The sequence below is a fragment of the Chryseobacterium sp. CH25 genome (assembly GCF_004119455.1).
Classification (GTDB): Bacteria; Bacteroidota; Bacteroidia; order Flavobacteriales; family Weeksellaceae; genus Chryseobacterium.
Window position 1 is genome coordinate 467,274 of record NZ_NRQT01000003.1, and the last position, 15,507, is coordinate 482,780.

At 35.8% G+C, this 15,507-nt stretch carries 12 protein-coding genes; 4 read left to right on the forward strand and 8 right to left on the reverse strand.

What is annotated here, in order from left to right; translation table 11 throughout:
- Window positions 1–65 precede the first annotated feature (65 nt).
- Window positions 66–500: an META domain-containing protein gene (locus tag BOQ64_RS10265; RefSeq protein ID WP_129057995.1), complete on the reverse strand. Its 435-nt coding sequence runs from the start codon at window positions 498–500 to the stop codon at window positions 66–68.
- An 86-nt stretch (window positions 501–586) separates the two neighbouring features.
- Between BOQ64_RS10265 and BOQ64_RS10270 the strand changes: the two genes are divergently transcribed.
- Both BOQ64_RS10270 and BOQ64_RS10275 read left to right on the forward strand, forming a co-directional pair.
- On the forward strand, window positions 587–2,791 hold the full coding sequence (locus tag BOQ64_RS10270; protein ID WP_129057996.1) for a S46 family peptidase: 2,205 nt from the start codon (window positions 587–589) through the stop codon (window positions 2,789–2,791).
- Window positions 2,792–2,867: 76 nt separating this feature from the next.
- Entirely contained in the window at window positions 2,868–3,344 is a 477-nt protein-coding gene (locus tag BOQ64_RS10275) for a YdeI/OmpD-associated family protein (protein WP_129057997.1), read from the forward strand.
- 10 nt (window positions 3,345–3,354) lie between these two features.
- Here the strand turns inward: BOQ64_RS10275 and BOQ64_RS10280 are convergent, their stop codons facing one another.
- Entirely contained in the window at window positions 3,355–3,636 is a 282-nt protein-coding gene (locus BOQ64_RS10280; RefSeq protein WP_129057998.1) for a hypothetical protein, read from the reverse strand.
- Between the two features lie 206 nt (window positions 3,637–3,842).
- Here BOQ64_RS10280 and BOQ64_RS10285 point away from each other — a divergent pair, with 206 nt between their 5' ends.
- Window positions 3,843–5,066 (forward strand): spondin domain-containing protein, encoded by a 1,224-nt coding sequence (locus BOQ64_RS10285; RefSeq protein ID WP_129057999.1) that lies wholly within the window; start codon window positions 3,843–3,845, stop codon window positions 5,064–5,066.
- Between the two features lie 71 nt (window positions 5,067–5,137).
- On the opposite strand, the gene BOQ64_RS10290 is transcribed toward BOQ64_RS10285, so the two are convergent.
- From BOQ64_RS10290 to BOQ64_RS10315, 6 genes are all read right to left on the reverse strand, one after another.
- Window positions 5,138–6,673: a YifB family Mg chelatase-like AAA ATPase gene (locus BOQ64_RS10290; protein ID WP_129058000.1), complete on the reverse strand. Its 1,536-nt coding sequence runs from the start codon at window positions 6,671–6,673 to the stop codon at window positions 5,138–5,140.
- A gap of 220 nt (window positions 6,674–6,893) precedes the next feature.
- Window positions 6,894–7,307: a hypothetical protein gene (locus BOQ64_RS10295; protein WP_129058001.1), complete on the reverse strand. Its 414-nt coding sequence runs from the start codon at window positions 7,305–7,307 to the stop codon at window positions 6,894–6,896.
- A gap of 9 nt (window positions 7,308–7,316) precedes the next feature.
- Window positions 7,317–8,567 carry a hypothetical protein gene (locus tag BOQ64_RS10300; protein WP_129058002.1) on the reverse strand — a complete coding sequence of 417 codons (1,251 nt, stop codon included), beginning with the start codon at window positions 8,565–8,567 and terminating at the stop codon, window positions 7,317–7,319.
- A 58-nt stretch (window positions 8,568–8,625) separates the two neighbouring features.
- Window positions 8,626–9,432: a hypothetical protein gene (locus tag BOQ64_RS10305; RefSeq protein ID WP_129059707.1), complete on the reverse strand. Its 807-nt coding sequence runs from the start codon at window positions 9,430–9,432 to the stop codon at window positions 8,626–8,628.
- On the reverse strand, window positions 9,357–12,341 hold the full coding sequence (locus BOQ64_RS10310; protein WP_129059708.1) for a hypothetical protein: 2,985 nt from the start codon (window positions 12,339–12,341) through the stop codon (window positions 9,357–9,359). Before BOQ64_RS10310 ends, BOQ64_RS10305 begins: the two co-directional genes overlap by 76 nt.
- A 297-nt stretch (window positions 12,342–12,638) precedes the next feature.
- Window positions 12,639–13,607: a hypothetical protein gene (locus BOQ64_RS10315; protein WP_185147071.1), complete on the reverse strand. Its 969-nt coding sequence runs from the start codon at window positions 13,605–13,607 to the stop codon at window positions 12,639–12,641.
- Between the two features lie 153 nt (window positions 13,608–13,760).
- On the opposite strand from BOQ64_RS10315, the gene BOQ64_RS10320 reads away from it, so the two are divergent.
- On the forward strand, window positions 13,761–15,350 hold the full coding sequence (locus tag BOQ64_RS10320) for a Na+/H+ antiporter (protein WP_129058004.1): 1,590 nt from the start codon (window positions 13,761–13,763) through the stop codon (window positions 15,348–15,350).
- Window positions 15,351–15,507 lie beyond the last annotated feature (157 nt).

The following is a 15,507-nucleotide window of genomic DNA, read 5'->3' on the forward strand; positions in this document are numbered from 1 at the left end:
CTAGATTTTTCAAACAAAAGAAGTCCGCTCATGAGCGGACTTTTTATATTTCATAGTGGAGACTATTAATCCCAATCAGCAGCTACAAACTTCATTGTGTTTCCCTGATTGTCGGATAATGTAAGAAAATGTCCCTCTACAGAATATTTTGTCATGGTTTCAAATTTCTTCTGAAAAGAGCTTTCCAGAGCCATATCCTGACAGGCTTTCATGGTGCTTACTCCCTGAGAAACTTTAAGAGTTCCATCATTTTTAAATTCGGAAGTAAAAGACATTTGGTTACACCCCATGTATGCACTCCCCTGAATCTTACCCTTTTCCAGCTTTCCGGTCAGATTAATTTCAGCTTTATGAGCAATCAGCTGATCTTTAGAAAAACCATCTAAAGAAACCAGCATCCATTGTCTTTGAATACTTGGGTTTTTATCCGGTACTGAAGAACAACTGAAAACAAGGCCTAAGAATAAAACAGCAAAAAGGGGAAATAATATTTTTTTCATGCTGATTATCATCCCATTTTCGTACCAATCCGGGACAGAATCTCATAAAAATTAGTAAATTAGCGACACAAAAATTATTTTATAAAATGAAAAGACTATTTCTACTATTCACTTTCTTACTGGGCTTTGCTCAGATGAGGGCGGATGAGGGGATGTGGCTGCTTATGCTCATCAAAAGACTTAACGGTGTTGATATGCAAAAAGAGGGTCTACATCTTACGCCTGAAGAAATTTATTCAGTTAACAATTCCAGCTTAAAAGACGCTATCGTAAGTTTTGGTGGTTTCTGTACTGGGGAGATTGTTTCTGATAAAGGACTTTTATTTACAAACCACCACTGTGGTTATGGAGCTGTAGCTGCTGCTTCTACTCCTGAAAAAGATTATCTGAAGAATGGTTTCTGGGCCATGAAACAGAAAGACGAATTCAACGCAAAAGATCTTTATGTAAGATTTTTAGTAAGAATGGATGATGCTACTCAAAGAATCACGTCTAAGTTAAATAACAATATGACCGGAGCAGAGAGAAAAGCTGTTATTGATGCTGAAACGAAAGCAATTCAAACAGAAAACTCTGAAAACGGAAAATACACTGTAGTAGTAAAAGATTTCTTTAACGGAAATGAATTCTACTATTTCGTATACCAAGATTATAAAGACGTAAGATTAGTTGGTGCTCCACCTTCATCATTAGGAAAATTCGGTGGTGATACTGATAACTGGGAGTGGCCAAGACATACTGCTGACTTCACTGTTTTCAGAGTATATGCTGATGCTGCAGGAAATCCTGCTGAATACTCTCCAAGCAACGTTCCAATGAAACCTAAGCATTTCTTACCGGTTTCTCTTAAAGGAGTGAAGCCAGGTGATTTCTCAATGATCCTTGGATACCCTGGAAGAACCAACCGTTATTTGACTTCTTACGGAATTCAGCAGATGGTAAACAAAGACTATCCGGCTTGGGTTGAAGCTTCTAAAACTGCAATGGATGTAATGAAGAAGTACATGGATAAAGATAAAGCTACTCAGCTTAACTATGCTTCTCAATATGCTTCTGTAGCGAACTACTGGAAAAACAGACAGGGAACTATTGATGCAGTAATGAAAAACGGAACCATCACTGATAAGAAAGCTATTGAAGACAAATTCAAAGTGTGGGCAGCTCAACCAGGAAATACTTCGTATGATGGTATTCTAGATGATATTAGCGTATACTACAAACAAACTTCTGACAGAAATGTTGAAAGAAACTACGCTACTCAGTTCACCAGAAATGCTAAATATATTTCCCTTGCTTTACAACTAGGTTCTGTTTTAAAAACTTACGCTGCTCAGGATATGCAGGGAAGATTAGCTATGAAAGCTAAAACAGAAGCTGCTATTAAAGCTGCTTACGAAAACTTCAGTCCTTCATTAGAAGGAGATATGCTTGGTTCAATGACCAGCCTTTACCAGGCAAGAGTAAACAAGGAGGTTGCTTCTGCTACGATCTTAGGATTAGATGCTAAAGCAATTTCTAACCTGGCTTACTCTTCTATTTTCGCTAACAAAACTTCTGCTACGAACTTCTTATTGAATCCGGATGCATTAAAGCTTGATGCTGATCCGCTTTGGAAAGCAGCAAACGGTATTGTTGCAGATCAGAAAATGAGTACTGAAAAATACGTTAAAGTAGATGACAACTTTGCAAAAAACAGCCGTCTATTCTTAGCTGGTTTAGTAAAAGCAATGCCTGAGAAGAAGTTCTATCCAGACGCAAACTCTACTATGAGATTAACTTATGGTACTGTAGATAAACTTCCTATCAGAGAAGACAGAAACTACTTTGGTGTTACTGATAACTACTATACAGATATGTCCGGTCTTGTTGGAAAATACAAGAAAGGTGATGAAGAATTCGATTTACCTCAAAGAGTAATTGACCTTTACAACCTTAAAGATTTCGGTCAGTATGCTGATGCAAAAGGCTTCATGCCAGTAAACTTCCTTTCTAATAATGACATTACGGGTGGAAACTCTGGTTCCCCAGTAATTGACGGAGACGGAAACCTTATTGGTATTGCTTTTGACGGAAACAGCGAAGCACTAAGCGGTGATATCGTATTCGAGCCTGAATGGCAGAAAACAATCAACGTAGACGTTCGTTTCGTTCTTTGGACAATTGATAAGTTTGCTGGTGCAAGAAGATTAGTTGATGAATTAAAGCTTGTAAGAGATGCAAACACTCCAGCTGATACAAAAACTAAAAACTCAGGTACTACAACAATGCCTAAGAAAACAAAGAAAAAATAATCTTATCTGATATATTTTTGAAACCGTGAAAGTAATTTTTCACGGTTTTTTTATTTTTGAATATAAAATAAAAAATATGAGTTCCAATCCTATATTATTCACCGCTACCATTAAACAAAATGGAGAAATGAATGCTGCTTTTGTAGAATTTCCTTTCTCAGCAGAAGAACTATTTAACAAAAGGGGACAGGTTAAAATTAAAGCTCTGTTTGACGACAAAGTTGAATATCGCGGCAGCCTTGTTAAAATGAAATCTGACTGTCATATTTTAGGATTGACTCAGGAAGTCAGAAAGCAACTCGGAAAGACCTTTGGAGATGAGGTTATCATTTCCCTTATTGAAGATAAAGAAGAAAGAATTGTTGAGATTGCAGATGACATCAGCTTGATCTTCAATGAAAGTCCCGAGGCAAAGATCTTATTTGATAAAATGAGCTATACCCACAAAAAGGAATATATCCGCTGGATTGAGGAAGCAAAAAAGCCTGAAACAAGAGAAAACAGAAAAATTAAAATGGTTCAGATGATTCTGGAAGGAAAAAAGGGAATATAACATTCTTTAATTATACCTTTATTTCTGCTTCCAAATACTGCATTCCTCCCCCGTTGGTAACAGTTAAAAATCCATCATAATGGGCTACCTTTACACCAAGATCGTTCATCATCTCTTTAAAGTAGCCTTTATTCTCTATACTGCCAGATTGCCATAGAAATTGAGCATACTGTCCTTTTTGATTCTGAAAAATCAATGAATTCAGTGTACTTTTTAATCCGGTTGATTTAAGGTCTATCACTACACTTTCATTGGCTACAAAATCTTTAGCTAATACCATAAAATTATTCATTTCCTGCTCTTTAATTATACGTTTCTCTTTACTCTAAGACAAAAATATTTATATGCTGCGTCAAAACTTGACGTATTATTTATACAAAGCAATATCTCCTAAAATCAACTGAATTTCATCATTTTAAAAATATTTGATCTTTTTTTGTCAGGATTTTAAATAGTGCCCGACTATACTTTCAACTACAACTTAAAAAAATCACTCTTATGAAAAAGACCTTTTTTAAAATGGCAACAGTGGCGGCGGGAATTATAACAACATTCTCCCTTTTATCCTGCAATGATTCGGACAATAACATGATGGACCTGTCTTCTCAGAGAACCATCACCTTTGAAAACGTTATTACTCCTAAAGATTTTGTACAAAGTGGGAGCTTTCAGGGAACCGGAGCAATGCCAGTCATATTACCCGGACAATCCGTATCCATCAGATTCAGTGCAGGAAAAGCACAGGCATTAATGTTTGCTACGATGTATGGCCTTTCAAAGGATTGGTTCTTTGCTTCTCAGCAACCGGGCATCAAGCTATTTGATACCAATGGGAAAGCCATTACCGGAGATGTTTCTTCCAGTGTATTGCTCTGGGATAACGGAACAAAGGATAATATATCCGGACAGACGGAAAGCAAACCTATCACTATGGTTCCTAACGTGGATGCTACAAAACTGATGAAACTTAATCTTGATTATAATGAGATATCATCGGAGTTTACATTAACCATCTCCAACACATCTGGCGGAACAGCCAATGAAACACCTTTTTCTCCCGGAGTTTGGGCTGTTTCCAATTACAATGGTTCTCAGCTGCTGAACAGTACTCCGTTCTTTACCCCCAACTCTTTATCCAACCCTGAGATTACGGATATTGCCCAAATGGGAAATATTGATAAAATGAAAACAAAACTAAATGCCAATACGGGAATTATGACAGGGCTTTCTCCTGCTTTAGTGGTAATTTATCGTGGGGATAAAAATCCAATCTATGAATTGGGAAAAACAGATAACGGAATGGGATTAAAGGAAATTGCACAGTTTGGAAATGTAAACAAGTTGCAAAACAGTTTAAAATCTTTCCCTGGTGTAAAAGGGATTTATGTGGCCGGAAATGCGCCTGTTTCACCAGGAAGTAAAGTTATGACCAGCTTCAAGGCAGATCCGGGTGATAAAATTGCTTATGTTACCATGTTTGGTTTTTCCAATGATTGGTTTTTCGCGAATGAAGTTGGCATTGATGCTACTGTAAAAGGCGATCTCAGCTCAAAAACTGCTTTATTTGATTCCGGTACAGGAATAGACCAATATCCCGGGGCTGGAAATCATCAGGCTTTATTTGGTGGAACCCCACAAAGTGAAACAAAAGTTATTTCAAAGGTGGGAGCCCAATATCCTGTCCCTGCAGCACAAAACGTAATAAAAGTTACTGTAAATTAAATTGACAACAGAAATTAACAAGCCCAGACAACACTCTGTCTGGGTTTTATTATTTATTTATATGAATAGCACTAAGCATTCCAGAATTCCCGATCTAAGCTTCTGTATTGTATGGCTTCAGAAATATGATGAGAAAGTATTTTTTCAGATTCTTCAAGATCAGCAATGGTGCGAGCTACTTTAAGAATTCTGTCATAAGCTCTGGCTGAAAGATTCAACTTTTCCATAGCCAGTTTAATCAGGTTAAATGATATTTCATCCAGTTCGCAGAATGCTTCAATTTCCTTTGGTCCAATCTGAGCATTGCTGCTGATATTAAGATTTCTGTATCGTTCATTCTGAATTTCTCTCGCTTTCAGGACGCGTTCCCGGATGTCTTTGCTTTTCTCCCCTTTCCTTTTTTCTGAAAGCTGTTCAAATTCTACTTTCTGAACTTCGATATGGATATCAATCCTATCTAAAAGAGGCCCGGAAAGCTTATTCATATACCTCTGCATTTCATAAACCGAGGAAGTATTATTGGGATCATCTGGAAAAAACCCACTTGGACTTGGATTCATTGAAGCAACCAGCATAAAACTTGCGGGATAATTAACAGTGAACCGTGCTCTTGAAATAGTCACTTCCCTATCTTCCAAAGGTTGTCTCATCACTTCAAGCACTGTTCTTTTAAATTCCGGCATTTCATCAAGGAATAAAACACCATTATGGGCCAGTGAAATTTCTCCCGGTTGAGGATAACTTCCACCTCCAACAAGTGCAACGTCTGAAATGGTGTGATGTGGGGATCTGAAAGGACGAACAGTCATTAATGAAGCTTCTGTTCCTATTTTTCCTGCTACGGAATGTATTTTTGTAGTTTCCAGAGCCTCTTTCAAGGTTAATGGAGGTAAAATACTAGGAACTCTTTTGGCCAACATCGTTTTTCCGCTTCCCGGCGGACCTATAAGAATAATATTGTGTCCACCAGCAGCGGCAACTTCCATAGCTCTTTTAGCAGTTTCCTGCCCTTTAACTTCTGAGAAATCAAACGGGAAATCATTGACTCTTTCATGGAATTCCTTTTTGGTATCCAAAATAACCTTCTCAATGGCCTTATCTTCATTAAAAAAATCAATAACCTGCCTTATATTTTCCACTCCGTATACATCAAGATCACTAACAATAGCAGCTTCCCGGGCATTTTGAATAGGCAGAATAATTCCTTTAAAACCCTCTTCCCTCGCCTGAATTGCTATAGGCAAAACGCCTTTAATGGGTTGTAAACTACCATCCAATGACAGTTCTCCCATAATAATATAATTCTGAATTTCTTCAGCCAGAATCTGATCTGAAGCAGTCAGAATCCCAATCGCTATACTCAGATCATAAGCAGAGCCTTCTTTTCTCAGGTCTGCAGGAGCCATATTAATGGTAATTTTCTTCCCGGGAATTTTATATCCTACATTTTTCAATGCAGCAGAAATCCTGTAACTACTTTCTTTAATGGCATTATCAGGAAGTCCTACTAAATGGTACCCTACTCCGCCGGTATCCACATTTACTTCAATGGTTATCGTTTGGGCTGCAACGCCATGAATGGCACTGCCATAAATTTTGATCAGCATGGTGTGTTTTTGAGGTAAATATAACTAATATACTATTTTAAAAATCTGACAGTTATGCTGATATTTTCCTATAGAAAAAATGATTTAGAAAATGATTTTAAGGAAACAAAACATAATGAAATTACTAATACCTTTTAAATACTCTAGAAATTGAACCATTAATAAAAAGGGTTAAATAAAATTTTGAAAAACATCCAATATTCTATCTTCACAAAGTAAATTAATTATTAAGCTTTCCTAATTTTCTTAATTTAAAATAAGAATATATATGCGTTGGAAAAAACGCAATAAACAGGCTTACGGAAAGATAGTATTCTCTTATGAAGAACATATAACCCGTTCCTAATAAGTAAATACAAAGTGGAACGGCAAAATATCCTGCTTTTGAATTTTCTTTACTTAGAAATAGGTAAGACAATGATCCAATAAAGAACATTGAAAAATAGAAAATTTCAGACATAAGTATAAGGGTCCCTCCTCCTTGTCCATGATCAATTCCCTCATATTTAAAGCTATTAATAATGATCATCAGAATTATTCCTAAAAAATAATTTAATAAATAAATGCCAAAACGATTTTGATTGATTATTATTAAAACAATTAAGATAATCATCAAAATAATTAAAGTAGTCATAATTTTAATTTAGAATGTTATTTTATAAGCTATTAATTCTATTTTTTGAATTGGTTCATGGGTATTAATATAACTAACATTATATACTTCTTCTACTTTTATTCTTTCAGGCGACACCCCATTATCAGCCATATATTTTTGGGAAAGTTCAACAACTCCATTTGCAACCTCCTTATAATTTGTTATACTAGCATCAACAGAGGCTAATATTCTATCTCCTGATGCATAAAAAACAGGAACATAGAATACTCTCTTATTGAGAAATCTTGAGATTTCAAAATCAATAATTCCCTTCATAGAAGGTTTTTTATCCTGATGTTTCTGAAGAAAGTTCAACATATTATTAAACAAAGATAAATTCAATTTTGAATAATCCAAGCTAAATTTTGTGGCAATAATCCAAGCTAAATTTTGTACATAAATAAAATACCATTGAGGGCGGAGATAAATCTTATCAGGATATCCATCGTCAGTTGTAGCATGTTGTAATGTAAATCCATTTCTACCATACATTACAAAATCAGAAGTTCCCTTAGGCAGGTATATTGCTCTTAATATTTCTTTGAGTGTTTCTCCTTTAAATATCTCTTTTTGTTTAGATTCATTTTCTAAAAATTCAACCCCATACTTATCCATATAATAGGTAAAAAACTTTACCCAAGGTTCAACTTTACTTTTTAAATTTTGTTCAGGTCCAACAACCTTCCAGGCTTCGATATATTTCTTAATAGTAGCATCATCTGCATCCTTTAAATCAATATCCATCTTTATATCATCTGGTTTTAGATTGTTTATTTTGGTATGGGCATAGGTATCTCCAAAACGGTGTAACAACTCCCCTAATTCTTTGATATCTTCATTGGGGGTATATAAAAATTTAACCGCAGTAAAAAACTCTTCAATGCCATGAAAGCCACCTGTAAGAGAGTGAATATCCTGTTGTGGCCCAAATAAGTGCCCCCAAGTATCATTTAGCTCAAATTTTGTATCATCATGTATTGTTGTATCGGGAGCCTCGGTTGCCGTAGCAAGAGCCAGGGCTAACTTTCTATCCATTCCTAACATTAAACAAACCAAATATACAGTACTGTAATGTCCATCCGTTTCATAGAACAGAAACGCTTCATATGCTTTACGTATTTCAACAAGTTTATCTGCCATAGGCATTGCAGTTTTATGCAACCTCAAAGCCTTTACCTTCATATTGTTATCTCCAGAAGTATTCTTTGGCAGTCTTAATGCAGTCACTTTATTTTTCATTTCTTTAGGTTTTAAAAGAAACTAAGCGGAAAAAATCCGCTTAATTTCTAAATTATTATTAATCTTTAGGTAATGTACTTTCTGTTTTATCCGATCGGAATAACTGAATATCCCTTTGGTCAAAACTTGTTTTGGTTTCAAGTTCTGAAGGGTTTTCACAGTTTTCCGGATTGTTTTCTACGAAGAACGGAAGTGGCTGATCTACCGGCAATCCTGTTGATTTGTCCTGAAGAATTGTTAAAGTAGTCGGAACTCTTGTTATCCAGTATTTTCCTTGTGGTTTTCCAATTGGCTGGCGCATCTCGTCTACAATACTCATATACATTGGATCTCCAATAACAGGAACTTCCCCACCATTCCAGATTTTACCTGTTGTAAGGAAAAACTGAACGGCGTCTTCAAAACCTGGTTTTACGGTTACAATAACTCTGGCCATACCTGCCTGTAAGAAACTTCTGAACAAAGGATCTACACTTTCACTCAGGTACATCTCCTGCCACATCTTGCGGTTTGCCCAATAATACGGATAGAAGGTATAATCCATAATATCCCATTCAAAAGCCTGTTCCATGAATTTAGCCAATGCGGTATATTTGTCAAGGTTTTCTCCAAGATTTACTTTGAAATTTTCCATTTTATCCCCGCTTGTAAAATCCTGCCCTAATACTTCTAAATAATCCTGCAGTAAATAAGCTACACAGTTGTGTTTCAGCACATCATGCTCCATATATCTGTAGAAGTTGCTGGTCTTTTCTTTACCTTCATCCTCTTTCTTTTTCTGTTCAGCATCTAATTTTGCCTGATCTTCAACAAATTTCTGATAAGCAGTTTCATAGGCGGCAATAATTGCATTAAAATTCTCCAAATACCATTATCCATAAAGGCATCAGAAAGCTTACAAGCTAAAGTCACATTAAAAGTTACTTCTCTGATATTTTGACCTCTATAAAGGAAATTGAAAGTTCCTTCAAGGTTTAATCCATCTTCAACCCAGGTTCTCTGATACGGGCTGTCAAATGAAATAATACCTCTTTCTCCACCTTTACCATTACTTACAATAAGTGCGCTGGGATAAACGAAAAAGCTTCTTGTTGCATGAAATTGCAATGACATTTTCTTGGCAACATAATCCGGCGTAATATTGATTTGCGTTCCTATAGCTCCAAAAGTACCACTGGTACCTGGTCTTCCTTGAATATTCTGATATACTTCAATTTCTTCTTTAGGAAGATCAGTAAGCTGTACTCCATATTTATCTGCCCAATATTGTAAAAGCTCTTTGGTTGCAACTTTCGCATTGGCCATATTATAAGGTTTATCTGCTTTTCTTGGATCTATAGGTGCTGTAAGTAACTGTCCTTTTGAAACAGCCAGAGACAAACGGTGCAGCTTTGCTGGCTCCGGAACCATAAACTCAAACATCGTACGTTTACCATAATTGTAGATTTGATTTTTCATCTTTTTATCTACCCATCTGTATACTCCCGTAATATGCTGAGGTCCACTATTTACATTATCAATTGTAGTGCCTGTAGGATTAATAATTCTCCCTCTGTTATCAAATTCATGAACATTGGTTTCTGTATATTCTTTGATAATTTTCTGAATCCTTTCTTCAGAGATTTTTGTAAGCACTTTTTCCATTGCCTTTTCAGTAATCTCCTGAGATTTCATCACGGCCTGTCTTGCGCTGTCATGTCTAGCAGTGTTATTGGCATAATCTGCTCCAATCTCAAATTTATTGGTGATCCCATCAAAGCTATACCTTGCATGGGCGTTGATATTCTGCTGTCTTTCCAATTCCCTTGCAACCTCAGTCTGCATATCTGTTCTTGAGGTTTTACCTGTATCGGATGTTTTTTCCATCTCCTGAGATGCACTTGTAGTATCAGTAACTTCGGAATAATCTCTGGAAACAGAAGATTTATGCCTTAGCTCGCTGGCCATTACGTTTTCAATATTGGAAACCTCACCCGGCACATAGGCATGTACGCTCTGTACCACTTTAAGATAGTCTGCAACTCCTAATCTTTTGATTCCGAAATTTTTCCTTTTAGCATTTCCACCTGTCAGATCTTCATTTCCGGCTCCATTAATTGTTCTTTTCAGAGTAAGCATTCCTGTCAAAAACTGATTGGCAGGTACATTTGACAATTCAAGATAACCTTCTCTTCCATTTTCAAAATAAACATTAATCCTTATTTTTGAAATGAGGCTGTATCTACCTGTCATCATTGCCGGAAAGCTTACCATTCCGTTAATAACATTGATATTATTGAATGATTCTTCATAGATTCCTGTATTTGATTCCAATGTTACTTTTGCATTGGCTACGTTCCATGAATTATCTTCTACTTCAAAGGCAAAATTTATAAATGTTCGGGAGCTGGTGAACATACTTCTGTAAGACTGTGCATATAAACTATAGGCCAAGTGTGTTCTTTGAAGAGAATTTATTACGGGAACAAGAGCTCCCCCGATATTGGCATACTGTGCCTGTTCATTGGTTCCATTTTCAATGGCAGTCTGTTCTGTACTGGCAATTTGATTCTGAATATGGGAAACTACGTCACTATAGGACTGGAAACGGTCGTCAACTCTAAGAACCTGTTTTCCTACCTCCAATTCAGTTTCAGAAATGACTTTATAAGTACCATCCATTGGAAACTCAGGAAGTCTGATTTCTCCAGCACTCTTATCCGAACATAATTCCATAAACAGATCAAAAGAATCCAGAGTCAGCTTTGCCTGAAGATCATAAACATTAAGACCATTTCCGCCTTCAAAATTAAATGGAGTCATTCCGGACTGTAATTCTTTTAAGCGGTTGTATAATCTCTGTAGCTCTTCTTCAGACCCTTTCTGTTCTTTTATAATCTCAATAGCACTGATCGTTTTTTCAATTTCAGTAAATTGCTCCTGATATCTTCTTTTATAATCTTCATATGCAGACTGATAAGCTTTGCTACTGGATGCATAGTTGTTTTCCTGTAATATTTTCAGTTCAGCATTCAGGGTTTCCATTTTTTGTTTTCTCAATAAAGATTGAGTGAGTTGCAGATCTTTCTCTGCATTGGCTTTTATTCTCTCAATATCTTTGACTGGAAGACCAAGTGACTTTTGGCCAATTACCCCCTTGGAAGTTAACACAATTCCCGGATTTGAAGCATCATCTTCTACAAATAAGACTCTCGGCATAACAAGCCTTCCGTCCAACGCATTATCCAAAGGTGTTTTGTCTCCATTGGCTTTAATGACATCATTGTCTATATTCATATTTTGGGCAAATCCAAAGTGAAGAGCCTTCAGTACATGGCTGATTGCTTCTTTAACATAAAAGTCTTTCTGAGTAACTACCTGATAGATAAGATTATTCCAAAGCAGCCCAAATACTTCAAGGCCTCTGGCATTCAGTTCTTTATTAACATCAATCAGTTCTTTATAGAAAAATTGCGTGGTTGTTAAACCAAAACTATCTAGTTTTTCTTTCTTGGCAATCTGTCTGCCGATAATAAGTAGCTGCCCAAACTCACCTGTTTCAATTTCTTTTTCTGTTTTAAAAGCCGACGGTGCAAATTCAGCAGCTACCATAGGAAGTACATCCGATTTTTTTACTCCGCTCAGTCTTGCTGTAATAGCAGTATCAAAAACTCCTTTTACTCCTTGTGGTCTGTGGATAAATCCTAAGTTTCTTCTTTTTGTTTCTGTTAATTGTGGGTTTCTTAAGCTCACAAATCTAAATAATGTTTGTGACGCATTGTTATTAGTTGACATTTTAATTTTGTGTTGGTTTTATAAAGGTTAAGATTTGAAGAGTCCTGTTTTAACAGAATACTTCAATTGTAACTTTATTTTTTAAGGTGGTTTCAGATAAAAGATATCCACCAGGATTTTTTAATACTTAGGCCTTTTCTTTAATTTCCTGATGCAAATATCGAAGAAGTAAACGCCAAAACTCGTCGTATTAAAATCATGTATAAAAGTTTTTCACCTATTATAAGGCACACAGAATTAATTTACTGAAAATCAACAAACCACCTAAAATCCGGTGGTTTATTTTAATTAATCGTATTACAAATTATCACAATTGGCTACAAACAGAGGTTTGGGTAATTTTTTTACGGTAACCTGTGGTTGTGAAGTTCCCGTGATTCTGTCAAACTTCATCAGCACATCATTATAATGGTAATCTTTACTTTTATAATCCAATTGCTTAGCTGGTACAGCAGAATTTACGTATACATTTCTTACTTTATTATATTTATAGTAATTCAAATCTATTTTACCATTCATATCATCATTGGTGTTGTAGGCATTGTTTACTAATTTATAATCTGCAGCAAAGGCCATATCAAAAGCCTGATTCATAAATTCCAGTTCTTTTTCATCGGAAAACTCTTCTTTTACAGTTGTTTTTTTAATAATTTCTTCTGAACCTCTATTCGCATCCACCAATCCTTTTTTGGTAATTTTAAAAACAAAGTCATTGTGGTACAGGCTATCCTGCATATGTTGTACTATAAAATCGTTATAATCTCCTGTTGGAAAATTGTACATTAACTTTGGAATATCTACCGTTTTCCAATTTTTTTCGTTCTGTTCTTCCAGCATGGTAACGGAAGACCATTTTTCTTTAAAAACATGAACATTAGGATAATCCAGGCAATTGGCATCATCATTAAAAAGGGTCTGCATCTTATTGGGAAATTCACCAACAACAATATTACTGTTTCCAATACCGTCTCCTAAAAAATTAATCCGCATCCCTGCTTTTATATCAGGATTTTTGCGGGCATACACGTAAAATTTATCTTCCGGGTTTTTAGGCTTCAGATAAAGAAGGTCTTTTTCAACATTCCACGTTCCTTTTATCAGGGTTGCATAAGCCATGATAAGAAATGTTTTATTTTTATTGAGAACAAAAACGGCACCTTTTCCTTTATATACACCATCAATATTTTCTGTATTTTTTTGAGCTTGTGCAAGTACCATACAGAATACCATTAAAGGCAGAAGAATTCTCTTAAAATTTAATTTCATCGTTAAATATTTTGATAAATATCGGGAAAAAACAGGAAAAAAGTTCACGGTTCTTTCCCTTTTGTATTTCATAAAGACTCTTATCGTTTTTTGACTCAGATCAAAGTTTTGCCTTTTTCAACACCATAATTTTGCAGCACAATAAAGAAACACATGGCAGAACTTGAAAAAATTATTTGGATCTCTATTATTCTCATCGTTATTATTTCGGTAAAAGAAAGGCTTAAACTGGCTCTTCCCCTTTTACTATTATCAGCTGGTCTTATTTTGAGCCTTACAAGATTGGTTCCTTCTATAGATATGAGCCCGGAAATGATTTTTTATGTCGTTTTACCGCCAATTTTGTTTGATGCCGCCTGGAATACTTCCATTCCTGAATTTAAAAAAGAATTCTCCAAAATATCACTCCTTGCCGTAGGATTAGTCTTTCTTACGACAACCATTATTGCCATCATTGCTCACAGCATTATTCCCGGTTTCTCATGGCCATTAGCTTTCATTTTAGGAGCAATTATCTCTCCACCGGATGCTGTAGCGGCGACCTGCATTACCAAGGGGCTTCCTTTGCCTAAAAAGCTGGTAACCATCCTTGAAGGGGAAAGTCTTCTGAATGATGCATCAGCCCTTATTGCCTATAAATGTGCATTAATTGCTATTATAAATGGGGCTTTTTCCTTCTGGAATGCCGGATTTCAATTCGTTACCATCAGTTTAGGTGGAATTATCGTTGGCCTTGTGATAGGATATGTCTTTCTTAAGCTGCACAGATTTTTGAATGGAAACAGTAATGCAGAAACCTTTGTGATTATTCTGCTGCCATTTGCTACTTATAGCATAGCTGAACATCTGGACTGTTCAGGAGTGCTGGCTGTTGTAGTTTTAGGAATGTATCTGTCCTGGAATTCTTTTTCTCTTTTCAGTGCTAACAGCAGAATACAGATGAGCCACTTCTGGGACGTTATTGTATTTGTTCTGAACGGCTTAGTCTTTCTGATTCTGGGAATGCAGCTTCCTCAGATTATTGCAGATATTCCTCATACTGAACTGCTAATTTTAATGCTGTATGGCCTTCTCATTTTTGGTATTCTTATCATTGTAAGGCTATTTGTCATCTTTACATTTCCCTTATTTTCAGCAGATAAAGCAAAAAAAGAAACAGGATTTTTTTCACAAGCCAAAAAGGAATATATTATTTTATCATGGTCCGGAATGCGGGGTGTTGTTTCATTAGCCGCGGCACTCGCAATGCCCTTGCAGGATGAAGACGGAGTTTTGATCGCTCAAAGAAGCACTATTCTATTCATCACATTTGTGGTGATCATTCTCACTTTACTCATTCAAGGTTTTACCCTGCCTCATCTGATAAAGCTTATAAAACCTGCTGAAGAAGAGGAAAAGAGTGAAAAAGAACTGAATACTCTTTTAATTAATCAATCCCTTTCCTTTCTGGAAGATAAGAAAGAAGACCCTTTCATCAGTGAAGGTATTATTTCCGGGATGATTGAAAAATTAAAAAAAGAAGAAACAGAACTTTATCAAACTGAACCTACAGACCGCAAAGAATGGAGAAAAACTTATTTCAATATAGAACTTCAGCTTATTGAATTTCAAAGGAAGGAACTGATTAAAAACTATTACAAAGGTGAATATTCACTTGAAGTGGTCCGCAAAAAAGAGTGGGAATTAGACTTTTGGGCCACTACCGTTTGTCATGAAATGGAAACATTAGAATATAAAAATTAGGAGTGATCTTACTTTTTTAACCTAAGTCAAAGTTTTTCATTTCCCGTGTGTCCAACTTTGCATTGCCATATTAAAATAACTGAACGATGTACAGATTCCCACAGATTGCAGTATTTGCATTAAAATACGATTTTATGATCTTTTCTATAGAAAATAT